The following is a 24230-nucleotide window of genomic DNA, read 5'->3' on the forward strand; positions in this document are numbered from 1 at the left end:
CGCGCGCTCAGGCGGGTTCGGGCTCGACCTCGGCGCGCAGCACGGTCTCGACCCGCGCGCCCGCTTCGATCGTCCGATGCACCGGGCACTTGTCCGCGATTTCCAGCAGGCGCGCGCGTTGATCGTCGTCGAGCGGTCCCTTCAATTCGATTTCGCGGCGGAACCGGTCGATCCGCTCGGACCCGTTCGAGGGCGCGTCCTGCGCGTGCATCCGGTCATGGGTGACGTCGACCGCCACATGTTCCAGCGGCCACTTCTTGCGCCGCGCATACATCCGGATCGTCATCGAGGTGCAGGCCCCGAGGCCGGCGGCCAGAAGCTGGTAGGGCGTCAGGCCGCGATCGGTGCCGCCATAGCTGGTCGGCTCGTCGGCCATGATATGGTGGCGTCCGCCGGCATAGACGTCCTGCGCGAACCCGCCCGCATCCGCCTCGGACACGCGTGTGACCCCCTCGGGCGCGCCGATCGGGGGCGCCGGACGCTTCAGCTCGACATAACGCGAGGCCCAGGCCCCGATCACGTCGGCGGCGTATTCGGCGTCGCTGGCGCGCGTCACTAGGTGATCGGCCTCGTCCAGCGTCACGAAGCTCTTGGGGTGGCGGGCGGCGGTGAAGATGCGGGTCGCGTTCTCGATCCCGACGATCTCGTCCTTCGGGGCGTGCATCACCAGAAGCGCGGGCTTCAGCGCGCCGATGGCAGGCGCGAGGTTGGCGCCGGCGACGTCCGTGACGAAGCCCTGTCCGATCCGCAGCGTCCGCCCGCCCAGCGTGACCTCGCCCGCGCCGTCGCGTTCGATCGCGTCCAGCGCGCCCGCGAAGTTGTGGGTGACATGGCCCGGATCGAAGGGCGCGCCGATGGTGGCCACCGCGCGGGTGGTGGGAATGTCCGAGGCCGCGCGCAGCACGGCCGCGCCCCCGAGCGAATGGCCGATCAGCAGGGAGGGCGCCATGTCACGGGCCGCGAGCGCCTGGGCCGCCGCGGCGAGGTCGGCGGCGTTCGACGTGAAGGACGTGTTCTCGAACTCCCCGCCGGAATGGCCGAGGCCGGTGAAGTCGAAGCGCAGGACGGCCATACCCATGCCGGCCAGCCGGGCGGCGATCCGGCGGGCAGCGGGGATGTCCTTGCCGCAGGTGAAGCAATGGGCAAAGAGCGCGGTCGCGAGGACGGGGCCGTCCGGCAGGTCGAGCCGCGCAGCGAGGTCGTGGCCGTCGTGGCCGGGGAAGGTGAAGCGTTCGGTGGGCATGGGGGAATCCTCTGGTTGCCCATAGGATGGGCGCGCGGACCCCGCCGGGGCAAGCGCCGCGCACCCCGCGTCACGCAAGGGTGAAGCGACGGGAGGATCGCGTCGCCGCCCCGTGAAGTGCGGGGGCCGGCGGTTCCTGTGGCTCGGAGCCGCCCGTCCAATACCGCTTGGCACCCGACCGAACCGCGGTGTCAGAGCCGGGGCTTGGCCCGCATCAGCGGCATCAGGTCGCCCATATCAGGGCCGTTCGCCCGCCCCGTCACGGCGTGCCGGAGCGGCTTGAAGAGCGTCTTGCCCTTCCGGCCCGTCTTGTCCTTCACGGCTGCGGTCCAATCAGACCAGGTCGTGGCGGTCCAGGGAGCGTCGGGCAGCAACGCCAGCGCCTCGGTAACGAAGCCGCGATCTTCCTCGGGGATGTCGGGCGTGGCCCCTTCGGTCAGCAGCTGCCACCAGCCCGCGATGTCCGAGCGGCGGTCGACATTCTCGTGGATCACGGCCCAGACGGCATCGCGCGCGTCCTCGGGGACACCGGCGGCCTCGAATTCCGCGTCGACGGCGGACCGGGGCAGGGCGGCCAGCCGGGCGGCGGTGAGCGGGCGCAGGTCGGCCACGTCGAACTTGGTGGGAGCAACGCCGAATTGCGACAGGTCGAAATGCTCGGCCAGCTCGGCGGGAGTGTCGCGCAGCGTGACCGGCTGGTTGGACCCGAGACGCGCCATCAGCGACAGGAGCGCCATCGGCTCGATCCCGTCCTCGCGCAGGTCGCCTAGCGCCAGCGTGCCGAGGCGCTTCGACAGCGCCTCGCCCTGCGGGCCGGTCAGCAGCGAGTGATGCGCGAAGGCTGGATGGTCGTGACCGAGCGCCGCCATGATCTGGATCTGCGTCGCGGTGTTGGTGACGTGATCGGAGCCGCGCACGACGTGGGTGACGCCCATGTCGGTGTCGTCGACGACCGAGGCGATGGTGTAGAGGACCTGCCCGTCGCCGCGGATCAGGACCGGGTCGGACACGCTCGCTGCATCAATGCTGAGATCGCCGAGAATGCCGTCGGTCCATTCAATGCGGCTCTGGTCGAGCTTGAAGCGCCAATGGCCGCCCCGCTCGGCGCGCAGGCGGTCGCGGTCTTCGTCCGAGAGCGCGAGTGCGGCGCGGTCGTAGACCGGCGGCTTGCCCATGTTGAGCTGTTTCTTGCGCTTGAGGTCGAGCTCCGTCGGCGTCTCGAACGCTTCGTAGAGGCGGCCCGCGGCGCGCATCTCGTCGGCCGCGGCGGCGTATCGGTCGAGCCGCGCGGATTGCGTCTCCTCGCGGTCCCAGTCGAGGCCCAGCCACTCGAGATCGCGGCGGATCGCATCGGCATATTCGGTCTTCGACCGCTCGGGATCGGTATCGTCGAGCCGCAGGATGAATGTGCCCCCCGCCTTCCGCGCGATCATCCAGTTCAGAAGCGCCGTCCGCAGGTTGCCGACATGCAGACGCCCCGTGGGCGAGGGCGCGAAGCGGGTGACGGTCCGGGTGTCGGGCATGGGCGGGGCTCCTTCGCGCCCGCATCTGTCACCCGCTCCGCGCCTTGTCCAGTCTGGCCCGACCCCTGCGCCGCGCTATCTCGACCGGTGATATCAACCCGATCCGGAGATCACGCCATGACCCTGCTCACCCGTCGCGCCGCGTTGGGCGCCGCCGCCGCGCTGCCCGCCGCCACGCTCATCCCGGCCACCGTCGCCCGCGCGGACGCCCATGCGTCGGGCCCGGCCCAGCCAAAGGCCCGCGGGGCCGCGCTGGGCGACATGACGGTGACCGCGCTGCTTGCCGGAACCGCCACCCGCGAGGGCAACATGCAGGAGACGTTCGGCATGAACGTCGATGCCGAGACCTTCGCCGCCGCCAGCCGCGACGCGTTCATCCCGACCGATGCGGCCCAGTTCTTCTTCACGCCAACGGTCGTCCAGTCGGGCGAGAACGTGATCCTCTTCGACACGGGGCTCAACGCCGCGGGCATCACCGGCGCGCTGGAGCAGGCGGGGATCGCGGCCGGCGACGTGACCCACGTGGTGCTGACCCACATGCACGGAGACCATATCGGCGGGCTGATGAACGAGGGCGCGCCGACCTTCGCGAACGCCGCCTACATCACCGGCCAGGCCGAGTTCGACCATTGGTCGGGCACCGACAACGAGGGCTTCGCCAACAACGTGGCCCCGCTGGCCGAGAACATGACCTTCCTCGGCGATGGCGACGAGGTGGCGCCGGGCATCACCGCGATGGGAATGTTCGGCCATACGCCGGGCCACATGGGCTATATGCTGTCGTCTGGCGACGAGAGCCTTCTGATCACGGCGGACATGGCGAACCACTACGTCTGGTCGCTGGCGCATCCCGACTGGGAGGTGCGGTTCGACATGGACAAGGAGGCCGCGGCCGCGACGCGCCGGAGCGTTCTGGGCATGGTCGCCTCGGACCGCATCCCGATGCTGGGCTATCACATGCCGTTCCCGGCCATGGGCTATGTCGAGGCCGCCGGCGACGGCTTCCGCTGGGTGCCCGAGAGCTATCAGCTGATGCTGTGAGGGCGGGGCGGGGGGCGCTGCCCCCCGCACCCCCCGCGCAAAGGGGGCCGCTGGCCCCCTTGGCGATCCCCCGAGGTATTTCGGGCCAGAGGAGGGTCAGGCGTGGACAGGCCAGCGGGCCGCGAGATCGTCGAGCCCGGCGCGAACGAGTTCTTCCAACACGTCGAGATCGATGCGCGCCAGCCGCGTCACGTAAAGGCACGACTTTCCCATGCGGTGCGGGCCGAGCCGGTCGAGGATGGGCCCGAACTCGGCATATCCGGGCATGATGTAGATGCTGAGCGCGGCCTTTCGCGGGCTGAACCCGGTCGCGAGGAACGTCCCCGACCGACCCGACGCATAGGTGTAGTCGTAGCGCCCGTAGCCCACGAGGTTGCCGCGCCAAAGCTCGGGCGCAAAGCCCGACACCCTTCGAAACATCGCGTCCAGCGCTGCGCATTCCGCGTCGCGGGGCGGAGGCTGGGCCGCGAAGAACGCGGCAGGTTCGGCATCGGTCGGCTGGGTCAAGTTCTCGGCCATGTGCCGATCCTAGCACATCGCGGATCAGGCGTCGGAGCTGATCTCGGGCCAGCGGCGGTCGCCCTCGGCGATGAAGCCCGGGCGATCGGTGTTCCACGTCTCCTGAACGTCGTCGTTGAAGTTGAGATAGAGCTTGCCGTCCACAACGGCCCAGTTCTCGGGCCGGGTCGAGAAGAGCTGACCCTTCGCGGCGACCGCCCAGGCGCAGAAGCCGCCATATTGCGGCGCGTAGGCCATCGGGTCCGCCGCGAAGGCATCGCGATTGGCGGCGGTGGCGAAGCGCCAGGTCGCCCCGGCCCAGTCATGCGTGATGGCCGGATCGCCCGGCACCGGGGCGGCGTCGGTGAAGTAGGCGACCGCGTCGGTGCCGTCGATGGCGATCCCGTCCTCCGCATAGACGCGGGCATAGGGCAGGGTGCGCGGCAGGAGGGCCCAGGCCCCGGCCGCACCCGCGGCGGCAAGGACGGCGCCCGAGGCGAGGAGGGTGCGGCGGGAGATCGGCATCAGACAGGCTCCTTCGGCGATAACGCGGGACGTGACGCCGCCCGCATCTACCGCCAACCCGCGGGTCCGTCCAATGACGCCGGTTCACACGCGCGCGAGGGGTTTGCCTTGCATCCCCCCGCGGGCCGGGACTAGCACGGGCCGACCCCATCTGGCCGGAGACGAACCGATGTCCGATCTGCGCGACGCCGCCCTCGCCGTGCGCGAGAACGCCCATGCGCCCTATAGCGGCTTCAAGGTCGGCGCGGCGATCCGTGCGGAATCGGGCGTCGTCTATCGCGGCTGCAACGTCGAGAACGTCGCCTATCCCGAGGGCACCTGCGCCGAGGCGGGGGCCATCGCGGCGATGGTCGCGGCGGGCGAGACGCGACTGACCGAAGCCTATGTCGTCGCCGGATCGCCCGCGCCCGTGCCGCCCTGCGGCGGCTGTCGTCAGAAGCTCGCCGAATTCGGTGCGGGCGAGGTGACGGTGACGCTCGCGACCGTGGACGGGACCGAGCGGGCGACGACCATCGCCGACCTTTTGCCCGGCGCGTTCGACGCGGGCTTCATGGCGTGACGGGACCGCGGGACACCCTTGCGCGCCTGCGCCGCGACGTGGCGCCCGGCCCCGAGGCGTTGGCCGCCTTCGCCGTCGGTCTTGCCGATGGCAGCGTGTCCGACGCGCAGGCCGGGGCCTTCGCCATGGGGATCTGCCGCACGCCGCTGACGCCCGAGGGTCGCGCGGCCCTGACCCGCGCGATGCGCGACGGGGGCGAGATACTGCAATGGGATCTCGACGGGCCGGTCGTCGACAAGCACTCGACCGGCGGTGTGGGCGACTGCGTGTCGCTGATCCTGGCCCCCGCGCTCGCGGCCTGCGGGGCCTATGTGCCGATGATCTCGGGGCGGGGGCTTGGACATACGGGCGGCACGCTCGACAAGCTGGCCTCCATCCCCGGCTTCCGGATCGAGATGCAGACCGACGAGCTGCAATCCATCGTCGCGCGTGTCGGCTGCGCCATCGTCGGTGCGACGGGCGAGATCGCGCCCGCCGACCGCAGGCTCTATGCCGTCCGCGACGTCACCGGCACGGTCGAAAGTCTCGACCTGATCGTGGCGTCGATCCTGTCGAAGAAGCTGGCCGAGGGGCCCGAGGCGCTGGTCCTCGATGTCAAGACCGGCGACGGCGCGATCGTCGCGGATGGGGATGCGGCACGCGCGCTGGCCCGTGCGCTGGTCGAGACGGGGCAGGCCGCGGGCGTGATGACAAGCGCGATCCTGACCGACATGAGCCAGCCCGCGGCGACCAGCGCGGGCAACGCGCTGGAGGTGATCGCCGCGATGGAGGCGCTGACCGAACCAGGCGGCCGCGGCGCCGAGCGGCTGGTGACGCTGACCCGCGCGCTGGGCGGCGAGCTTCTGGCGCTGGGCGGGCTGGCCCGCGATGCCGAGGACGGCGCGGCGCGGATTGGCGCGGCGCTGAGCTCGGGCGCGGGTGCCGAAATCTTCGGCCGGATGGTCGCGGCGCAAGGCGGGCCGACGGACTTCCCCGAACGCTGGCGCGACCGCCTGCCGGCGGCGCCCGTGGTGGCCGAGCTTCATGCCGACCGACCCGGCGTGATCGGCGGCATCGACACCCGCGCGCTGGGCGAGATCGTGGTCGATCTCGGCGGCGGGCGGCGGCGCGAGGACGACCGGGTCGATCCGGCGGTGGGCCTCAGCCATATCGCGCAGATCGGGGCGATCGTGACGCAGGGCCAGCCGCTGGCGCGGGTACACGCCGCCGATGGCGCGGCGGCCGAGACCGCGGCGATCCGGGTGGCCGAGGCGATCACCTTCTCGGATGGCGCGGTGACCCCGCCCGCATTGGTGCAGGAGACGATCCGGTGAGCGGGTCCGCCAACCGCGCCTTTCTCGTCGTGCTCGATTCCGTCAGCTGCGGCGGCGCGCCGGATGCCGCGGAGTTCGGCGATGCGGGTGCCAACACCCTGGCCCATATCGCGCAGTTCTGCGCCGAGCGGCGCCCCGAGGGGCCGCTCCGCCTGCCGGTGCTCGACCGGCTGGGTCTCGGGGCGGCGATCGCGCTGGCCTCGGGCGACGCGGCCCCCGGCCTCGGGTCCGAGCCGCAGGCCCTTTGGGGTGCCGCGACCGAGATCAGCCCCGGCAAGGACACGCCCTCTGGCCATTGGGAGCTGGCGGGCCTGCCGGTGCCGTGGGACTGGACCTATTTCCCAGACACACAACCCTGTTTCCCACCCACGCTGGTCGATGCGGTCTGCGCGGCGGCGGGCACCGGGGGCATCCTCGGGAACCGCCACGCCAGCGGCACGCTCATCATCGAGGAGGAGGCCGAGGCCCATCTGCGGACCGGTTGGCCGATCTGCTACACCTCGGTCGACAGCGTCTTCCAGATCGCCGCCCACGAAGAAGCGTTCGGCCTCGACCGGCTGCTGGATCTCTGCGCGGCGGTCGCGCCGATCCTGCACGACATGCGCGTCGGCCGCGTCATCGCGCGGCCCTTCGTGGGTTCGGACGGCGACTGGATGCGCACCTCGAACCGTCGGGACTTCGCCATCCTGCCGCCCGCGCCCACGCTCTGCGACGCGGTGCAGGGGGCGGGCCGCGCGGTGCATGCCATCGGCAAGATCGGCGACATCTTCTCGATGCGGGGGATCGACACCGTGGCGAAGGGGCCGGACGCGGCCCTCATGCGGCACCTCGGCGACGCGGTCCGCGACATGCCGGGCGGTAGCCTGACCTTCGCGAACTTCGTCGAATTCGACAGCAATTTCGGGCATCGCCGCGACCCGGCGGGCTATGCGGGCCATCTCGAGTGGTTCGACGGCGAGATCGGCCCCATCCTCGACGCGTTGCGACCGGGCGACCGGATGATCTTCACCGCCGATCACGGCAACGACCCGACCTGGCGCGGCAACGATCACACGCGCGAACGGGTGCCCGTTCTCGTGGCGGGGGCCGAGGGCGCGGCCGGACAGATCGCCTTCGCCGATGTCGCAGCCTCGATCTGCGCCCATCTCGGCGTTCCCCCGATCGGCCCCGGACGGAGCTTTCTGTGACCTTTTCGCCCAAGATCGAACTGCACCTGCATCTCGAAGGCGCGGCCCCGCCGGCTTTCATCCGGGGGCTGGCCCGCGAGAAGGATATCGATCTCTCGGGTATCTTCCGGCCCGACGGCAGCTATGACACCGGCGATTTCAAGCGTTTCCTCGACGTCTACGAGGCGGCGGCCTCGGTCCTGACCACCCCCGAGGATTACGCCCGGCTGACGGTCGCCGTGCTGGAGGACCTGACCGCGCGGGGCGTGATCTACGCCGAGGTCTTCACCGCGCCGCAGATCGCAGCAAAGAATGACCTGCCGCTCTGGCGCGACCACGTCGCGGCGATGACCGACGCGGCGGGAACCGTGCCCGGTATCGAGCTGCGCCAGATCGCAACCTGCGTGCGCCATTTCGGCCCCGAGGGCGCGCGCGGCGCGGCGCGCTGTGCGGGCGAAACGACGGGCGGGCAGGTCATCGGCTTCGGCATGGGCGGCGACGAGCGCGTGCTGAGCCCCAAGGATTTCACCTGGGCCTTCGATTGCGCGCGCGAGGCGGGGCTGGGCCTGACGTCCCATGCGGGCGAGTTCGGCGGGCCAGACAGCGTGCGCGAGACGCTCGACCACCTGAAGGTCAGCCGGATCGGACACGGCGTCCGCGCGATCGAGGATCCCGCGTTGGTGGACAGGCTGGCCGAGGACGGCATCGTGCTCGAGGTCAATCCCGGCTCGAACGTCGCCCTTGGCGTCTACGCGAAGATCGACGCGCATCCTATTGAAAAACTGCGAAATCGAGGCGTGAAAGTCACGGTCTCGACCGACGATCCGCCGTTCTTCCACACCCACATGGACGCGGAATACGAGGCGCTGCACCGCGCCTTCGGTTGGGATGACGACATCTTCCGCCAGATCAACCGCACCGCGGCCGAGGCCGCGTTCTGCGACGCCGGCACCCGCACAACCCTCCTCAAGGCACTGGAGTGATCCCATGGACCATCTGACCGTCGTCACGCACCCGCTGGTGCAGCACAAGCTGACCCTGATGCGCGAGACCACGACCTCCACGGCCGTGTTCCGCCAGCTTCTGCGCGAGATCAGCCAGCTTTTGGCCTACGAGGTCACGCGCGAGCTGCCGATGACCACCAAGCGGATCGAGACGCCGATCCAGGCGATGGACGCGCCGGTGCTGGACGGGCGCAAGATGGCGCTGGTCTCGATCCTGCGGGCGGGCAACGGCCTGCTCGACGGCATCCTGGAACTGGTGCCCTCGGCGCGGGTGGGCTTCGTCGGGCTGTATCGCGACGAGGAAACGCTCCAGCCGGTGCAATACTACTTCAAGGCCCCCGACCATCTCGACGAACGTCTCGTGATCGCGGTCGACCCGATGCTGGCGACGGGCAATTCCTCGGCCGCGGCGATCGACCTTCTGAAGGCGCAGGGGGCCAAGGATATCCGCTTTCTCTGCCTGCTCGCGGCACCCGAGGGCATCGCCCGCATGAAGGATGCGCATCCCGACGTGCCGATCGTGACGGCGGCATTGGACGAAAAGCTCAACGAACAGGGCTATATCGTGCCCGGCCTGGGCGATGCCGGTGACCGGATGTTCGGCACCAAATAGGGCTGCGCGTGCCCGCCTTGCGCTGGACTCGGGCGCGCGGCGGGGGCAGGCTCGGGCCGGATAACCGATGGGAGACGGTGACATGCGGCTGCTGCGCGTTCTGACGATGGGCCTTTCGGGGACGCTCTGCGCCGCGCTTCTGCTGGGGGCGGGTGCCGCCGATGCGCAGACGCGCACGCTGCGCAACACGCAAGCCCCCGCCGAACTGCCGCCCGCCAGCTTCGATGCCCCGCAATATGTCGACAGCCGGGGCTGCGTGTTCATCCGCGTGGGTGTCGGTGGCGCGACCCGCTGGGTGCCGCGCGTCAACCGCGACCGCTCGGTGGTCTGCGGACAGGCGCCGTCGGCGCGGCCCTCCGCCGTGGCTGCGGCCCCCGTGGCCGAACCCGCCCCGGCCCCTGTCGCGACGGCGGCCGCGCCCGCGCCGACGCCGACCGTGACCGCCACCGAACCCGTCATTCGCCGCACCCCCGCCGTCGCGGCCCCGCGCGAAATCGCGGCGCCCGCGCCCGCCCGCGTGGCGCCGGCGCCTGCTCCGGCGCGGGTCGCGGCACCCGTCCGGCCCCGCACCGCGCCCCGCCCGGCTCCGCCGGCGGTCGTCGCCCCCCGCGCGACGGCGCTGGCCATACCGCCGGGCTGCGGCGCGACCGAGCTGTCGGCCCGCTACCTGCGCAATACGCCGGCTTGTGCGGCGGCCTTGGCCGGGCGCGCCGGATCGGCACCGGCCGCGCGCGCCGTCGCCGCACCGACGGTCGCAACCCAGCCCGCCCAGCCGCGGCGCACCGTCCGGCGCGCAGGGGCGCCCGTCCCGGTGGTCGTGACGCCGCCCGCCTCGGCCGTTCGCGTCAATCCCGCCGCCCCGAGCCCGCGCCGCGCGCGTGGGCAGGTCGTCGTGCCCGCCACGACCGGCTGCACCGGCGCGACCGAGCTTTCGACCCGCTATCTCAGGGGCGCCACGCGGTGCGGCAGCGGTGCCCGCGACAGCTCGTCGCTGGAAGTGGCACCCGGCGTGACCACGGCGTCGACGCGCGGCCAGCGGGTCGTGATCGTGCCCGCCGCGCGCACCACCTTTGACGTGTCGCATCCGCCCGCGGGCTATCGTGCCGCCTTCGATGACGGGCGATTGAACCCCGCGCGAGGGCCCCGCACGCTCGAAGGGGATTACCAGTCGCAGGCCATCTGGACGAACGAGACGCCGCGCCGTCTCCGGAGCGTGATCTACGTCACACGCTGAGCCGGGCCGCTTGGCTCAGGTGTCGGGATCGATGATCCCGAGCGCGTCCATCGCCGCCTCGAACGCATCGCGATCGGTGTCGCGGGATGCGGACCGTCGCGACACGATGGCGTCGAACCGGGCGCGGAGCGCGACCTTCTCGTCGCCCTGGGCATCATTCCAAGGGCGGCCCTGAAGGCCCATTTCGAGCGCATAGAATCCGATGAAGTGGGGGGAGGTGCCCGCCGCGATCAGCGCGGCGTAGGCGGCGTCGGCACCCATCTCGCGCAGCTGGCCGACGGTCGTGATGCCGGTGCGGGCGAAGGTCGCCTCGGATTTCGGTCCTAGATTGCGAAGCGCCGAGACCGGCGCATCGTCGTTCGCGTCGTTCAGATCGAGGCCCAGTCCGTGAAGCGGATCGGGACGGGACGCGGGTTGCGCGGCGCGGGCGCGGGGCGCGCGGGCGTCGTGGGGGTGGGAATCGACTGCATCATTACGGTCACCATGGGGTTGGATGACTGTAGCCTGCAGCGAAACATTGATCGGAGAATGTCTGGATTGGGGCGAAACTGCGACCCCGCTCGGGAGGGAGGATTGAGCGGGGCCGCGGCTTCCGTGCGATACGCCGGCCCAGGGAGGAGGAGGAGGGCGGCGCGTCGATGTCTCCAAGATTACGCTGCAATGCGGCGAGGTCAACTTCGCTCGCGCAGAAAAAACCGCGATGCCCGCTATTCGTGCAGGCTGCCCCCCAGGCGAGCGCCGCGTTGACGCAGGCTCCGAATGCCAAGCGCGATCAGGAACATAAGGGTCAGGACGACCACTATTGACGCTCCGGGCGCCGTGTCGAGCGCGATCGAGATGTAGATCCCCGCGACGGCGGCGGCGCAGGCGATCGCGCCCGAAGCCAGAAGCATTCGCCCGAAGCTGCGCACCAGGAGGAAGGCCGAAGCCCCCGGCGTCACGAGGAGGGCGACGACGAGGATGATGCCGACTGCGCCCAAGGCCGCGACGACGGCGGCGGAGATCATCGCCAGAAGGCCCATCTGCATCGCGCGCACCGGAAGGCCCGCCGCCATGGCCTGGGTCGCGTCGAAGGCGTGCAACAGGTAGTCGCGCCAGCGAAACGCCATGACCGCGCAGACGATCGCGGCGACGACGGCCGCTGTCCAGAGCTCGGCCCGGTCGACGCCGAGCAGGTTGCCGAAGAGGATGTGGTCGAGATGCACGCCCGCCTCGACCCACGTGATCAACACGAGCCCGACCGCGAACATGCCCGCGAAGACGACGCCCATCAGCGTGTCGCGCTTGATCCGAGAGCGGGTGTCGAGCCAGCCGGTCAGGAGTGCGGCGCCCATGCCGGCGACGAAAGCCCCGACGATCAGGGGAAGCCCCAGGATATAGGCGATCACGACGCCGGGCAGGACCGCGTGGCTGATGGCATCGCCGATCAGGCTCCAGCCCTTGAGGACGAGAAAGGCCGAGAGGAGGCCGCAGGGCAGCGCCACCAGAAGGGCGGCCAGCATGGCGTCGCGCAGGAACGGCAGCTGGAACGGGAGGGCGATGGTCTCGATCATGCGCGCATCCGGCGGCGGGCGGCGAGCTGTCCGTGGACTGGCGCGAAGACGAAGGCGGCGGCGAAGACGAGCGTCTGGAGGACGACGATCACGCCCCCGGTCGCCCCGTCGATGAAGTAGCTCAGATAGGCCCCCAATGCGCAGGAAAGGGTGCCGAGCACGACCGCGATCACCAAAAGGAGGCCGAACCGGTCGGTCAGCAGGTAGGCCGTCGCCCCCGGCGTGACGACCATGGCGATCACGAGGAAGGCGCCCACGGTCTGCATCGCCGCAACCGCGCAGGCGGACAGGAGCGTGAAGAGTACGGCCTTCCAGAACCGCGGGTTGAGACCGATGGCGCGGGCATGGGCCTCGTCGAAGAAGACGACCAGCAGGTCGCGCCACTTCAGCAGCAGGACCGCGAGCGTCACCAGGGAGATGATCACGACCTGCAGCCGGTCACCCGGCGTGATGGCGAGGATGTTGCCCAGCACGATCGTTTGGAGATCGACGGATGCGGGTGAGAGCGATGCCATGAAGAGGCCGATCCCGAAGAATCCGGTGAAGATCACGCCGATCACGGTGTCGGTCTTGAGGCCCGACCGTTCCGTCAGCAAGAGCATCGCCGCCGCCGCAAGCCCCCCCGAGAGGAAGGCGCCCAGCGCGAAGGGCAGGCCCAGCATGTAGGCCCCCGCGACGCCGGGCACGACGGAATGCGAGAGCGCGTCGCCGATGAGGCTCCAGCCCTTGAGCATCAGGAAGCACGACAGGAACGCGCAGGTCGCGCCCACAAGGGCGCTGACCCAGATCGCGTTCACCATGTAGTCGTAGGCGAAGGGTTCGAGCAACGCGCTCATGGGCGCGGGTCCACATGGGCCGGGCCGGGGGGCCAGCCCCCCGGACCCCCCGGCATATTTCCGGAACATCGAAGGGCGCCGCCCGCGTGACGAGCGGCCGTGGCGGACCCGTCAATCATGCTGGTCGCCATAGATGACGAACGGGCGCTCGTCATCGGTGAGAACGGTGACTTTGCGCGCGTCGTCGTCGTCATGCAGTTCGTCGCCGCCAAGGTCGTAGCGGCGCAGCACGCCGCCGAAGGCGCGCTGGAGGTTGGCCTGGGTGAAGATTTCGTCCGTCGGCCCGTAGGCCAGGACGGTGCCCTTCACGAAGACGGTGCGATCGCAGAACTGGGGCACCGAGCCGAGATTGTGGGTCGAGACCAGCATGACCCGACCCTCGTCGCGCATCTCGCGCAGGAGGGCGACGATGGCGTCCTCGGTCTGGACATCGACACCGGTGAAGGGCTCGTCGAGCAGGATGACGCGTCCGTCCTGCGCGAGCGCGCGGGCAAGGAACACGCGCTTCTTCTGGCCACCCGAAAGCGCGCCGATCTGGCGGTCGGCGTAGTCGGCCATCGCGACGCGGTCGAGGGCGGAGGCCACGGCCGCGTGATCGGCGGCGGAGGGCCTGCGCAGGAAGCCCATATGGCCGAAGCGCCCCATCATGACGACGTCGCGGACGAGGACGGGGAAGGTCCAGTCGACCTCCTCGGCCTGCGGGACATATGCCACGAGGTTCTCGCGCAGCGCCTGCGCGACGGGCCGGCCGAGCAGCGTAACCGATCCCGACCGGACCGGCAGGAAGCCCATCAACGCCTTGAAGAGCGTCGACTTGCCCGCGCCATTGACGCCCACGAGCCCCGCGATGGTGCCGGTCGGAAGCTCGAAGCTCGCGTCGCGCAGCGCGACCACACCGCCGGGATAGCTGACGGTCAGGCCCTGGGCCGAGATCCCGCCCGTGGCGATGTCGGCCGTGTCCTTCATCGCGAGAGACCGTGGAGGATCGTCTCGGAGGTCACGCGCAGCAAGTCGAGATAGGTCGGCACCGGGCCGTCCGCATCCGACAGGCTGTCGACATAGAGGACGCCGCCATAGTCGATACCCGTCTCGCGCGCGACCTGTCGGGCGGGGTCGGCGGAGACGGTGGATTCCGAGAAGATCGCTGGCACGCCCTCGGCGCGGACGGTGTCGATGACGGTACGGACCTGCTGGGGCGTGCCCTGAGCATCAGCGTTGATGGGCCAGAGAAACAGCTCCCGCAGGCCGTAATCGCGCGCGAGGTAGCTGAACGCGCCCTCGGAGGTGGCCAGCCAGCGGTCGGTTTCGGGCAGGGCGCGGATGGCGTCGCGCAGCGGCGCGATGGTGGCCGTGATCTCGGCCTTGTAGGCCTCGGCGTTGGCCGCGTAGGTCGCGGCATTTACGGGGTCGGCTTCGGACAGGGCGGCGGCGATGTTGTCGACATAGAGCAGCGCCGGCTCCAGCCCCATCCAGCCATGGGGGTTCGGCTTGCCGTCGTATTCACCGCCCCGGATCGAGAGCGGCTCCAGCCCCTCGGAGACGATCGCCTCGGGAATGTCGCCCATGTTGCGGAAGAACTGCTCGAACCAAAGCTCGAGATTGAGGCCGTTCCAGAGGATGAGGTCGGCGTCGCGCGCGCCGATAATGTCGCCGGGCGTTGGCTGGTAGCCGTGGATTTCGGCACCGGGCTTGGTGATCGAGACCACCTCGGCGGCATCGCCGGCCACGTTGCGCGCCATGTCGGCGATAATCGTGAAGGTCGTGGCGACCTTGATCCTCTCGTCGGCCGACGCTGGGACGGCGAGAACGGTGGCGAGGATGAGGAGAAGCGCGCGCATGAGTTCTTCCGGGCGAAGCGAATGTTGGAATGAGAATTATTCGCAACTGGCGCAGGGTCAAGGCGGCGACCCGAAAAAAGGCCCCCGTCTCCGGGGGCCTTCGTCGGGTGTCACTCTGCGGCGCGGAGGGGCGGGTGGGGTCCCTTGGACGCCTCCGTGTCATCGCCGTCCGGCTCGACATCCGCGACAACGACCGCCGTCGGCTCCTCGGTGGGCGGCTCCAGGTCGGCCGGGTCGGTCTGGGGATCGGCGTCCTCGTCCTCGGCCCAGAGAAGCTCGGGTTGACGGACGCGCTTGGCTTCGCGGCGGAGTGCCCAGTCCTCCGCAGCGCGGGTGCCGCGGCTGAAACCGATGCGCCCGAGAACGCGGCCGATCCCGCGGGCATAGGTCGCGACCCAGACGCGTCCCGCCAGCATCGACGGCGTGAAGAGCAGCGTCAGTATCGTCGCGACACCTAGGCCCCAGACCACCGCCGTCGCGAGCTGAATCCACCAAAGCGCGGTGGGCGAGCCGATGGAGTAGCCGCCGCCGATGAAGTTCAGCGACAGGCCGAACATCATGGGAGCCAGGCCCGCCATCGTCGTGAGCGTGGTCAACAGGACGGGACGGATGCGGTCCTCGGCGGTGCGCACGATGGCTTCGAGCCGCGGCATGTAGCGCGAGTAGTCCTGATAGGTGTCGATCAGGACAATGTTGTTGTTCACCACGATCCCCGCCAGCGCGACGATCCCGGTGCCCGTCATGATGATCGAGAAGGGCTGGTCCATGACCAGCATCCCGATCAGCACGCCTGTGGTCGACAGGACGACCGCCAGCAGCACGAGGATCGAGTTGTAGATCGAGTTGAACTGCGCCAGCAGGATCACGAACATCAGGCCCAGCGCGCCGATGAAGGCCTGCCCGAGGAACGCTTGGCTCTCGGCCTGCTCCTCCTGGTCGCCGGTCCATTCCCACGACACGCTCTCGGGCAGGATCTCTCCCGTCTCGAACATCTCGGTCAGAAGGCCGATCCGTTCGGTCGCCGTCACGGGGACGGCGGCCAGGTCGCTTCCTTCGGCTTCGGCCTCGGTCACGATATCGACGGTCTCGCCACTGCCATCGACCAGTTTCACGAGGCCGGGAGCAACATCCGCCTTCACGTCGAAGGCGCGCTCGCCGTCGAAGCGGTCGATCTTCGCAAGCTGCGGGACCGGCGTGCGGGTGATGAAATTCGCCAGCGGGACGAGGCCGTCCTGCGTGCGAACCTTGAGGCTGTCGAGGGTCGAAAGGACGCGGTCTTCCTCGGGGAGGCGGACGCGGATATCGATCTCCTCGTCCGAGGACGGCACGCGCATCGTGTCGAGAAGGATGCCGCGGGTGACAAGCTGCACCATCGCGCCCACGGTAGCCACGTTGGCGCCGAAACGGCCCGCCTTTTCGACATCGACGTCGATCTCCCAGTCGATGCCGGGCAGGGGGAGCGTGTCCTCGACGTCGATCAGGCCCGGCGTCCCGGAAAAGAGCGCGACCGTATCGCGGGTGGCGGCCTGAAGCTCGTCCCAGTTCTCACCCTTGAGGCGCAGATGCACGGGCTTGCCCTGGGCGGGGCCCCGATCCTGCGCCGAGAGGTCGACCTTGACCCCCGGCAGCTCGCGCAGGTTTGCCAAGAGTTCGTCGGCGATCCGGTCGCCGTCGAAAGCCGGGTCGACGACCTGGGTGTTCACGGTGAAGCCGAAGATATCGAACCACGGCTCGGGCACGGTGGGACGGTCTTCCCAGGGGACCATCTCGATCTGGATCTGGCCGATGGTGTCGGACGCGCCGCCCGCAGCACCCGGTCCGCCGGAGCTGAGCCCGCCATCGCCGGCGAAGGAGAAGGCCGACTGGATCCCGGGCGTGGCCAGCACGATGGCTTCGGCTCGGCGCAGCAACTCGTCCTTTTCGTCGAGGGAGAGGTTGCCCCGCGCGCGGACGTAGACGTTCGCGTTCTCGAGCTCGCTTTCGACGAAGAACTCGACGCCCCTGTTGTTGGCACCGAAATAGGTGAAGGTGGTGACGACCGCGAAGCCGACCGCGAGGACGGCGACGATCGGCCCCAGAGGGTTACCGACGATCAGGTTCACGAAATGCCCGAAGGGCGTGCGCCGATAGCCTGCACGGACCCGGCGGGTCGTGCGGTGCCACGTGACCGAGCCGAGCGTGGTCGACAAGAGCATGGCCGAGACGATGAACATCAGCGCGCCGGGCAGCATCGCCATGAAACCTGCGGGCGCGTCGGGCAGCAGGTACGCGGGGTTCAGCGTCTGGAGGATGGCGACGACCATCAGCCAGGCCGAACCCGCGGCGAGGACGGCGCGCACGATCCAGGGCAGGCGGCGGCGCAGCCAGTCGGACCCGCGCTCGAAGGTGCGCGACATGCGGCCGGCGACGCCGCCAAGGACGGGCAGATAGATCAGCGCCACGATCAGCGACGCCGACAGAACGAAGATCAGCGTGACCGGCAGCATGCCCATGAACTCGCCCGGAACACCCGGCCAGAAGAGCATCGGAAGGAAGGCGCAGAGCGTCGTCGCGGTGGACGACACGACCGGCCAGAACATGCGCTTTGCGGCCTCGGTATAGGCCTGCATCGGGCCGGAGCCTTCGGTGATGCGCTTGTCGGCGTATTCGACCACGACGATCGCGCCGTCGACCAGCATACCCACGGCAAGGATCAGGCCGAACATGACGATGTTCGAAATGGTGATCCCGAGGACGGCCATCAGCGCGAAGGACAAAAGGAACGAGGTCGGGATGGCGAAGCCCACGAGAAGGGCCGAGCGCGTCCCGAGTGCGGCCAGCACGACGATCATCACGAGCGCGATGGCCGTCAGCACCGAGCCTTCGAGCTGCTGGACCATCGAGCGGACGGTTCGCGACTGGTCCATGGTGATGCGGACCTCGACGGCCTGCTGCAGTTCCTCGGGCCAGGACGCGACTTCGGCCTCGACCTCGGTGCGGACCTCGGCGGCGGTATCGATGATGTTGAAGCCCTTCCGCTTCACGACCTGAAGGGCGACCGTGGTGTCGCCGTTGTAGCGCGCAGTGCCCTGCCGGTCTTGGAAGGTGAGGTTGATCGTCGCGAGGTCGCCTAGCGTGATGATGCGGTCGCCATCCGTCTTCACCGGCAGGTCATAGACATCCTGCGGGCTCTCGAAGCTGCCGGGGATCTTGACGGGGAAGGCACCCGATGCCGTTTCGACCGCGCCGGTGGCGACCAGCAGGTTGTTCTGGCTGACCACGTCGATCAGCTCGCCCGCGGTGACGTTGTAGGCTTCGAGCGCCAGTGGATCGATCAGAACCTCGAGCATCTCGTCGCGGTGACCGGCGAGACCGGCCTCGAGGATGGCGGGCATCCCTTCGAGCCGGCTTTGCAGGTCGTTGGCGAGCCGGAGGAGCGTCCGCTCCGGTGCATCGCCCGAGAGCGAGACGATCTGGATCGGGAATTCCGAGAAGTTGATCTCCTCGATGACGTATTGCTCGGCGCCGGCCGGGAAGTCGGCCTCGGCATTGTTCATGCTGTCGCGTACGTCGGCGATGGTCGCCGACTTGTCCCAGCCGAACTCGAATTCGAGGAAGATGCCCGCGAAGCCCTCGTTGGCCGAGGCCGACATGGATTTCAGGCCGTCCAGCTCCTTGAGCTCGGTCTCCATCGGCTTGACCAAGAGCTTCTCGGCATCCGACGCGCTGATGCCGGGGAAGGGGACCGACACGAAGACGCCGGGGATGTCGATATCCGGCTCGCCTTCCTTCGGCAGCGAGACATAGGCGACGGTGCCCGCGACGACGGACAGGATCACGAAGGTGATGACCATCCGGGCGCGGTTGGCGGCCCAGTCGATAAGGCCCGTCATTGCGTGACCTCCGCCATTTCATCGACATAGGTGACGCGGACAGGCACGCCGTCGGTGACGTATTCCTGGCCCACCGTGATCACGTCGAGCGTGTCGGGCATGTCGGTCAGGAGGACCCCGTCCACCGTGTCGCGCACCAGCGTCACGTCCTGGAACGCCACGATCCCGTCCTCGACGACGCGCAGTCCAAGCGTACCCTCGTCGTTCAGCGTCATGGCCGATGCGGGCACGAGATGGGCGCGGGTCGTCGGCGTCTCGATCAGGATCTCGGCGGTCTGGCCGTCGCGGATGCGCAGGTCGTCATTGGGCACGGTGACCTCGACGCGGAAGGTGCGCGTCAGGTCATCGGCCGAGCGGCTGAGGAAGGTGACCTCGCCCGCGACCTCGCCGCCCGAGGCCAGACGCGCCCCGGCACGGGCACCCACGGCGACACGGTCGACCTGCGCCTCGGGCAGGAAGCCGACAAGTTTCATCGGGTTCAGCTGGACCACCGTGGCGCAGGGCGCACCCCCGGGTTGCAGCAACAGGCCCAGCTCGGCCGTATCGGTCTCGAGCAGGCCCGCGAACGGCGCCTCGACGGTCAGGTTGGCGATCTCAAGCTCGGCGCGCTCGACGCCCGCTTCGGCGGACTGGATCGCGGCGCGGGCCGATTCGATGCCCGCCTGCGTCGTCTCCAGCCCGGTGCGCGCGGTGATGACGCCCGCCTCGGCGGCGCGCAGGCTGGCATCGGCATTGGCGACCCGCGTATCCGAAGCGAAGCCGCCCTCCGACAGCCGGTCGGCAGCGTTCTGGTTGATCCGTGCCTCTTCGAGCCGGGCCTCGGCTTCGATCACGCGCGCTTCCGCCTCGGGGACGCGCGCCTCGGCTTCGGGCAGGCGGGCGGCGGCCTCGGCCACGCGGGCCTGCGCTTCGGACAGTGTGGCGACGCGCGTGCCGGGATCGAGCTCGCACAGGACCTGGCCCGCATCGACGAACTCGCCCTTGCGGATCGGCTCCGAAATGACGGTGCCCGCGGTCTCGGCCTGCACCACGACTTCGCGCGCGGCCTCGGATTGCCCACGCACCAGCACCGCGTCGGCCACGTCCTGCGCCGCGGAGCGCAGAACGACGACATGCACGTCTTCGCGCGCTTCGGCATCCTCTTCGGTGGCGATGGCGACCGGCACCTCGGCCGCGGCGGGGGCGGACGTTTCGGTCGGCACGTCGTCGCCGTCGCCGGTCAGCCCACGCGCGAAGGACAGCAGTTGCTCGCGCTGGAGCACCACGAAGAAGAGCGCCGCGCAAACAAGGACGGCCGTGACAATCGGGAAGAAACGCATGCTGGGCCTTTCGGGCGGCGGGACGACTGAACGATTTGGTTCAGTTCTAGGGTTTGCGCGGGTGTGCGACAAGGGCAGGGCATTCGTAAAGACCTATCTGCGACCTCATTGTGATGATTCGCACATTTTCGCGCCGACGCCATATCCCCTTGGCCCCTGAACGGGGCTGCGCTAGGAGGGCGCTCGACACGCGAGGGGGACGTCCATGTCCAATCCGGAGAGCTTCATCGACGAGGTCACCGAGGAGGTGCGCCGCGATCGGCTATACGCGATTCTCAAGCGCTGGGGCTGGGTTGCGGTGCTGGCGATCCTCGTGCTGGTCGGCGGTGCGGCCTGGAACGAATGGCGGAACGCGCAGGCCCGGAGCAGCGCCGAGGCGTTCGGCACCGAGATCCTGTCGGCCCTCGGGTCCGAGAGCGAGGCGGCGCGGGTCGCGGCCCTGGGCGAGATCACGCCGGCATCGCCCGAACAGACGGCGATCCTCGGAATGCTCGAGGCGGTCGTGACTGCCGAAACGGACGATGCCGCCGCGCGGACGCGCCTGCTGGAGCTTGCCGACGCGCCCGAGATGCCGGCCACGTATCGTCACCTCGCGCTGACGAAGGCGATGCTCGCGGGCGGGACGGGCGATGCCGGGCGCGACGCGCTCGTGTTGGAAGAACTGACCGCCCCCGGCGCGCCCTTCCGGCCCCTCGGGCTGGAGCTTCAGGCCGTGGCCGCGCTCGAGGCGGGCGACGAGGCGACGGCAATTACGCTACTACGTCTGCTTTCCGAAGACGCCGAGGCGACGGAAGCCTTGCGTCGTCGCGCCCTGCAGTTGATTGTCGCGCTGGGCGCCTCGCCCGAACCGGCGTGACCGGCGGTTGTCGGGGCATACGGGTGAATTGGGAGCTCCACGCATGAAATCCTTGGCCGGGCTGCTCGTGATCGGAGCCTTCGTCCTGTCCGCTTGCGGCGAGCGGGAGATCATCCTGCCCGGCGAACGTCTGCCGGTGCGCGAAGACGGCGGCATCGGCGTGATCGCCGCCGCCTCCGACGCGTCCGCGCCCGAAGCGCTCGCGATCTCGCTCCCCGGCCCGCAGCGTCTGGCCGCCTGGCCGATGCGCGTCGGCAACGTCCTGAACGACCCCGCTCATGCCACGCTCTCGGCGGCCCCTCAGCTTTTCTGGTCGGCCAATATCGGCGCGGGCGACAGCCGTCGGCAGCGCATCACCGCCGATCCCGTATCGGACGGCACCCGCATCTTCACGCTCGACGCCAAGGCCCGGATCACCGCGACCGCCGCCAATGGCGGCACCGTCTGGGCCCGCAGCCTCGTGCCCGGGTTCGAGCGCGACAGCGACGCGTCCGGCGGCGGCATCGCCGTCGCAGGCGGCATCGTCTACGTCTCGACCGGCTTCGGCGAATTGCATGCCCTCGACGCCGCCACGGGCGCCGAGCGCTGGGTCCAGCGCCTCGACGCGCCGATCACCACGCCCAAGGTCGCGGGCGGGATGGTCTATCTGGTCAGCCGCGACAGCCGCGCCTGGGCGCTCGACGCCGAGAATGGCCGCATCCGGTGGGAGTTGCCCGCCGCGCCGTCGCTGCAGGTCATGGCCACCGCGCCGGCGCCCGCGGTCACCGACCGCGCGGTCATCTTCCCCTTCGGCTCCGGCGAGATCCTCGCGGCGCTGCGGCAGTCGGGCCTGCGCGTCTGGGGCTCCAGCGTCTCGGGCGAGCGGCGCGGCGTCGCCTATAATGACGTCGGCGACATCACCGGCGACCCGGTCGTCTCGGGCGGCCGGATCTACGCCGGCACCTCGGCGGGCCGGATGGTCGCGCTGTCCTCGTCCTCGGGCGAACGGCTCTGGACGGCGAGCGAGGGGACCGTGTCCCCGGTGGCCGTCGCGGGCGGGTCGGTCTTCGCCATCTCGGATCGCGCGCAGCTGTTGCGGATGGATGCGGAGACCGGACAGGTGCTCTGGCGGCAGGATCTGCCGTTCTATCGCAACGCCCGTCTGTCCCGTCGGCAGGGGATCTATGCCCATTTCGGCCCCGTTCTCGCGGGCGGACGTCTTTGGGTCGCATCTTCGGACGGTATCCTGCGTGGCTTCGATCCGGCCTCCGGCGCGCTCGCCGCGCAGGCCCCGGTGCCCGGCGGCGCCGCATCGCGCCCGATCGCCTTCGGAGACGCGCTCTTCGTCGTGGGCCGCAAGGGACAGCTGCACGCCTTCCGCTGAAGCGCGCGCGACGGCGCACTGGCCCCCCGGACAGGATTGCGCTAACCCCCGCGCCTGATCCGAAGGACCTGCGCGCCCATGTTCACCCTCGCCATCGTCGGACGCCCCAATGTGGGCAAGTCCACCCTGTTCAACCGGCTGGTCGGCAAGCGGCTGGCGTTGGTCGACGACCAGCCCGGCGTGACGCGCGACCTGCGCGAGGGGGCGGCGCGGCTGGGCGACCTGAAGTTCACCGTGATCGACACCGCCGGTCTGGAAGAGGCCACGGACGACTCGCTTCAGGGCCGGATGCGGCGTCTGACCGAGCGCGCGGTCGACATGGCCGACGCGGCGCTTTTCGTGGTGGATGCGCGGGTCGGCGTCACCCCAGCCGACGAGGTCTTCGCCGACATCCTCCGCCGGAAGGGACATCCCGTCCTCCTGGCCGCCAACAAGGCCGAAGGTCGGCTGGGCGAGGCCGGTATGTTCGAGGCTTACGGCCTGGGCCTCGGCGAGCCGATCGGCCTGAGCGCCGAGCATGGCGAGGGCATGGCCGATCTCGCCGTCGCGCTGCGCCCCTTCATCGAAGCGAAGGCCGACGCCCCCTCCGAGGAGGCCGAAGCCGAAATCGAGATCGACGAGGACGACGTGGGCGAGGAGGCCGATTGGGCCCCGACGGCCAAGCGTCCCCTGAAGATCGCCGTGGTCGGACGCCCGAACGCGGGCAAGTCCACCCTCATCAACCGCATCATCGGCGAGGAGCGCCTGCTGACCGGCCCCGAGGCGGGGATCACGCGCGACAGCATCGCGCTGGGCTTCGACTGGGAAGGCGTCCCGACCCGGCTGTTTGATACGGCGGGGATGCGCAAGAAGGCCAAGGTGCAGGAGAAGCTCGAGAAGCTGTCGGTGTCCGACGGCCTGCGCGCCGTCAAGTTCGCCGAAGTTGTCGTCGTCCTTTTGGATGCCGACATCCCCTTCGAGCAGCAGGACCTGCGCATCGCCGACCTCGCTTCGCGCGAGGGGCGCGCGGTGGTCGTTGCGGTCAACAAGTGGGACCTCGAGGAGAACCGGCAGGAGAAACTGGCCGAGCTGAAGGAGGCGTTCGAACGCCTTCTGCCGCAGCTTCGCGGTGCGCCGCTGGTCACGGTCTCGGCCAAGACCGGACGCGGCCTCGACCGGCTGCATGGCGCGATCTTGAAGGCCCACGCGGTCTGGAACCGGCGGGTGCCCACCGCGGCCCTGAACCGGTGGCTCACCGGTATGCTGGAACAGCATCCGCCCCCCGCGCCACAGGGCCGCCGCATCAAGATGCGCTACGCCACGCAGGTGAAGACCCGGCCGCCGGGATTCGTCGTGATGTGCTCGCATCCCGAGGCCATCCCCGACAGCTACACGCGCTATCTCATCAACGGTCTGCGCGAGGATTTCGACATGCCGGGCACGCCGATCCGCCTGCACATGCGCGGGCAGGGCGATGCGAACCCCTACAAGGGCAAGAAGCGGGTGCAGGCGTCGCGGCTCCGCAAGCATGTCGAGGGTCGCCGAAAGGATTGAATTCGAACGGTTCGCCCAACTTCCGACACCGCGCGGTCGGGTTGGAACCGCGCCCCGGATCGAGACGGGTTCTTGTCAACTCACAAGGAATGTCCCGATGACCTGCAACCCGATCCTTTCGTCCCTTGCCACCTTCGCCCGCGCCGAGCACGGCGCCGTCACCGTCGACTGGGTGGTGCTCACCGCCGCGCTGGTCGGCCTCGGGCTTGCCGTGCTGGGTGTCGTGTCGAGCGGGGTGCAGGACATCTCGAGCGATCTCGACACGCAGCTTCAGGCGACGTCGGTCAGCCCCGCCTTCTGAAGGCCGGGACGGGACGCGGGGCCGGGCGGTCCCGCGTCCC

22 protein-coding genes are annotated in these 24230 nt (G+C 69.7%); 11 read left to right on the top strand and 11 right to left on the bottom strand.

Annotated elements, in window-relative coordinates; all coding sequences use genetic code 11:
• Positions 1 to 7: 7 nt before the first annotated feature.
• Together ACK8OR_RS01080 and gltX are read right to left on the bottom strand one after the other, a co-directional pair.
• Entirely contained in the window at positions 8 to 1243 is a 1236-nt protein-coding gene (locus ACK8OR_RS01080) for a bifunctional alpha/beta hydrolase/OsmC family protein (protein ID WP_410187630.1), read from the bottom strand.
• Positions 1244 to 1434: 191 nt separating this feature from the next.
• Positions 1435 to 2766, bottom strand: a complete 1332-nt coding sequence (gltX, locus tag ACK8OR_RS01085; RefSeq protein WP_410187631.1) for a glutamate--tRNA ligase — start codon at positions 2764 to 2766, stop codon at positions 1435 to 1437.
• A 117-nt stretch (positions 2767 to 2883) separates the two neighbouring features.
• On the opposite strand from gltX, the gene ACK8OR_RS01090 reads away from it, so the two are divergent.
• Positions 2884 to 3807, top strand: a complete 924-nt coding sequence (locus ACK8OR_RS01090; RefSeq protein WP_410187632.1) for an MBL fold metallo-hydrolase — start codon at positions 2884 to 2886, stop codon at positions 3805 to 3807.
• A 96-nt stretch (positions 3808 to 3903) separates the two neighbouring features.
• On the opposite strand, the gene ACK8OR_RS01095 is transcribed toward ACK8OR_RS01090, so the two are convergent.
• Together ACK8OR_RS01095 and ACK8OR_RS01100 are read right to left on the bottom strand one after the other, a co-directional pair.
• Positions 3904 to 4326, bottom strand: coding sequence for a DUF1801 domain-containing protein (locus ACK8OR_RS01095; RefSeq protein ID WP_410187633.1), 423 nt, complete (start codon positions 4324 to 4326; stop codon positions 3904 to 3906).
• A gap of 24 nt (positions 4327 to 4350) precedes the next feature.
• On the bottom strand, positions 4351 to 4830 hold the full coding sequence (locus tag ACK8OR_RS01100) for a YHS domain-containing (seleno)protein (RefSeq protein WP_410187634.1): 480 nt from the start codon (positions 4828 to 4830) through the stop codon (positions 4351 to 4353).
• A 169-nt stretch (positions 4831 to 4999) separates the two neighbouring features.
• Here ACK8OR_RS01100 and ACK8OR_RS01105 point away from each other — a divergent pair, with 169 nt between their 5' ends.
• The 6 genes from ACK8OR_RS01105 (at position 5000) to ACK8OR_RS01130 (ending at position 10719) form a co-directional block, all read left to right on the top strand.
• A complete protein-coding gene (locus ACK8OR_RS01105; RefSeq protein ID WP_298431144.1) occupies positions 5000 to 5389 on the top strand; it encodes a cytidine deaminase in 390 nt (129 codons plus the stop codon).
• Positions 5386 to 6702 (top strand): thymidine phosphorylase, encoded by a 1317-nt coding sequence (locus tag ACK8OR_RS01110; protein WP_410187635.1) that lies wholly within the window; start codon positions 5386 to 5388, stop codon positions 6700 to 6702. The genes ACK8OR_RS01105 and ACK8OR_RS01110 overlap by 4 nt, the downstream gene beginning before the upstream one ends.
• Positions 6699 to 7889, top strand: a complete 1191-nt coding sequence (locus ACK8OR_RS01115; protein ID WP_410187636.1) for a phosphopentomutase — start codon at positions 6699 to 6701, stop codon at positions 7887 to 7889. Before ACK8OR_RS01110 ends, ACK8OR_RS01115 begins: the two co-directional genes overlap by 4 nt.
• A complete protein-coding gene (locus ACK8OR_RS01120; RefSeq protein ID WP_410187637.1) occupies positions 7886 to 8851 on the top strand; it encodes an adenosine deaminase in 966 nt (321 codons plus the stop codon). Before ACK8OR_RS01115 ends, ACK8OR_RS01120 begins: the two co-directional genes overlap by 4 nt.
• A 4-nt stretch (positions 8852 to 8855) precedes the next feature.
• Entirely contained in the window at positions 8856 to 9485 is a 630-nt protein-coding gene (gene upp / locus ACK8OR_RS01125) for a uracil phosphoribosyltransferase (protein ID WP_298431149.1), read from the top strand.
• 82 nt (positions 9486 to 9567) lie between these two features.
• Positions 9568 to 10719 (top strand): hypothetical protein, encoded by a 1152-nt coding sequence (locus ACK8OR_RS01130; RefSeq protein ID WP_410187638.1) that lies wholly within the window; start codon positions 9568 to 9570, stop codon positions 10717 to 10719.
• Positions 10720 to 10734: 15 nt separating this feature from the next.
• Here the strand turns inward: ACK8OR_RS01130 and ACK8OR_RS01135 are convergent, their stop codons facing one another.
• From ACK8OR_RS01135 to ACK8OR_RS01165, 7 genes are all read right to left on the bottom strand, one after another.
• Complete coding sequence (locus ACK8OR_RS01135) at positions 10735 to 11394, bottom strand: TfoX/Sxy family DNA transformation protein (RefSeq protein WP_410187639.1); 660 nt, start codon at positions 11392 to 11394, stop codon at positions 10735 to 10737.
• Positions 11395 to 11426: 32 nt separating this feature from the next.
• Positions 11427 to 12272, bottom strand: a complete 846-nt coding sequence (locus ACK8OR_RS01140; protein WP_410187640.1) for a metal ABC transporter permease — start codon at positions 12270 to 12272, stop codon at positions 11427 to 11429.
• Complete coding sequence (locus ACK8OR_RS01145) at positions 12269 to 13108, bottom strand: metal ABC transporter permease (protein WP_410187641.1); 840 nt, start codon at positions 13106 to 13108, stop codon at positions 12269 to 12271. The genes ACK8OR_RS01140 and ACK8OR_RS01145 overlap by 4 nt, the downstream gene beginning before the upstream one ends.
• Before the next feature lie 111 nt (positions 13109 to 13219).
• Positions 13220 to 14074 carry a manganese/iron ABC transporter ATP-binding protein gene (locus ACK8OR_RS01150; protein ID WP_410187642.1) on the bottom strand — a complete coding sequence of 285 codons (855 nt, stop codon included), beginning with the start codon at positions 14072 to 14074 and terminating at the stop codon, positions 13220 to 13222.
• Entirely contained in the window at positions 14071 to 14946 is an 876-nt protein-coding gene (locus tag ACK8OR_RS01155) for a metal ABC transporter substrate-binding protein (RefSeq protein WP_410187643.1), read from the bottom strand. Before ACK8OR_RS01155 ends, ACK8OR_RS01150 begins: the two co-directional genes overlap by 4 nt.
• A gap of 110 nt (positions 14947 to 15056) precedes the next feature.
• Complete coding sequence (locus ACK8OR_RS01160; protein WP_410187644.1) at positions 15057 to 18818, bottom strand: efflux RND transporter permease subunit; 3762 nt, start codon at positions 18816 to 18818, stop codon at positions 15057 to 15059.
• Positions 18815 to 20137, bottom strand: coding sequence for an efflux RND transporter periplasmic adaptor subunit (locus tag ACK8OR_RS01165; protein ID WP_410187645.1), 1323 nt, complete (start codon positions 20135 to 20137; stop codon positions 18815 to 18817). The genes ACK8OR_RS01160 and ACK8OR_RS01165 overlap by 4 nt, the downstream gene beginning before the upstream one ends.
• 205 nt (positions 20138 to 20342) lie before the next feature.
• Between ACK8OR_RS01165 and ACK8OR_RS01170 the strand changes: the two genes are divergently transcribed.
• The 4 genes from ACK8OR_RS01170 to ACK8OR_RS01185 all read left to right on the top strand — a co-directional run bounded on the left by ACK8OR_RS01170 (position 20343) and on the right by ACK8OR_RS01185 (position 24190).
• Positions 20343 to 20993, top strand: coding sequence for a hypothetical protein (locus ACK8OR_RS01170; RefSeq protein WP_410187646.1), 651 nt, complete (start codon positions 20343 to 20345; stop codon positions 20991 to 20993).
• Positions 20994 to 21036: 43 nt separating this feature from the next.
• On the top strand, positions 21037 to 22356 hold the full coding sequence (locus ACK8OR_RS01175) for an outer membrane protein assembly factor BamB family protein (protein WP_410187647.1): 1320 nt from the start codon (positions 21037 to 21039) through the stop codon (positions 22354 to 22356).
• A 78-nt stretch (positions 22357 to 22434) separates the two neighbouring features.
• Complete coding sequence (gene der, locus ACK8OR_RS01180; protein ID WP_410187648.1) at positions 22435 to 23889, top strand: ribosome biogenesis GTPase Der; 1455 nt, start codon at positions 22435 to 22437, stop codon at positions 23887 to 23889.
• A gap of 97 nt (positions 23890 to 23986) precedes the next feature.
• A complete protein-coding gene (locus tag ACK8OR_RS01185) occupies positions 23987 to 24190 on the top strand; it encodes a pilus assembly protein (protein ID WP_410187649.1) in 204 nt (67 codons plus the stop codon).
• Positions 24191 to 24230 lie beyond the last annotated feature (40 nt).

The organism is Jannaschia halovivens, from assembly GCF_046452375.1.
GTDB classification, from domain to species: Bacteria; Pseudomonadota; Alphaproteobacteria; order Rhodobacterales; family Rhodobacteraceae; genus Jannaschia; species Jannaschia halovivens.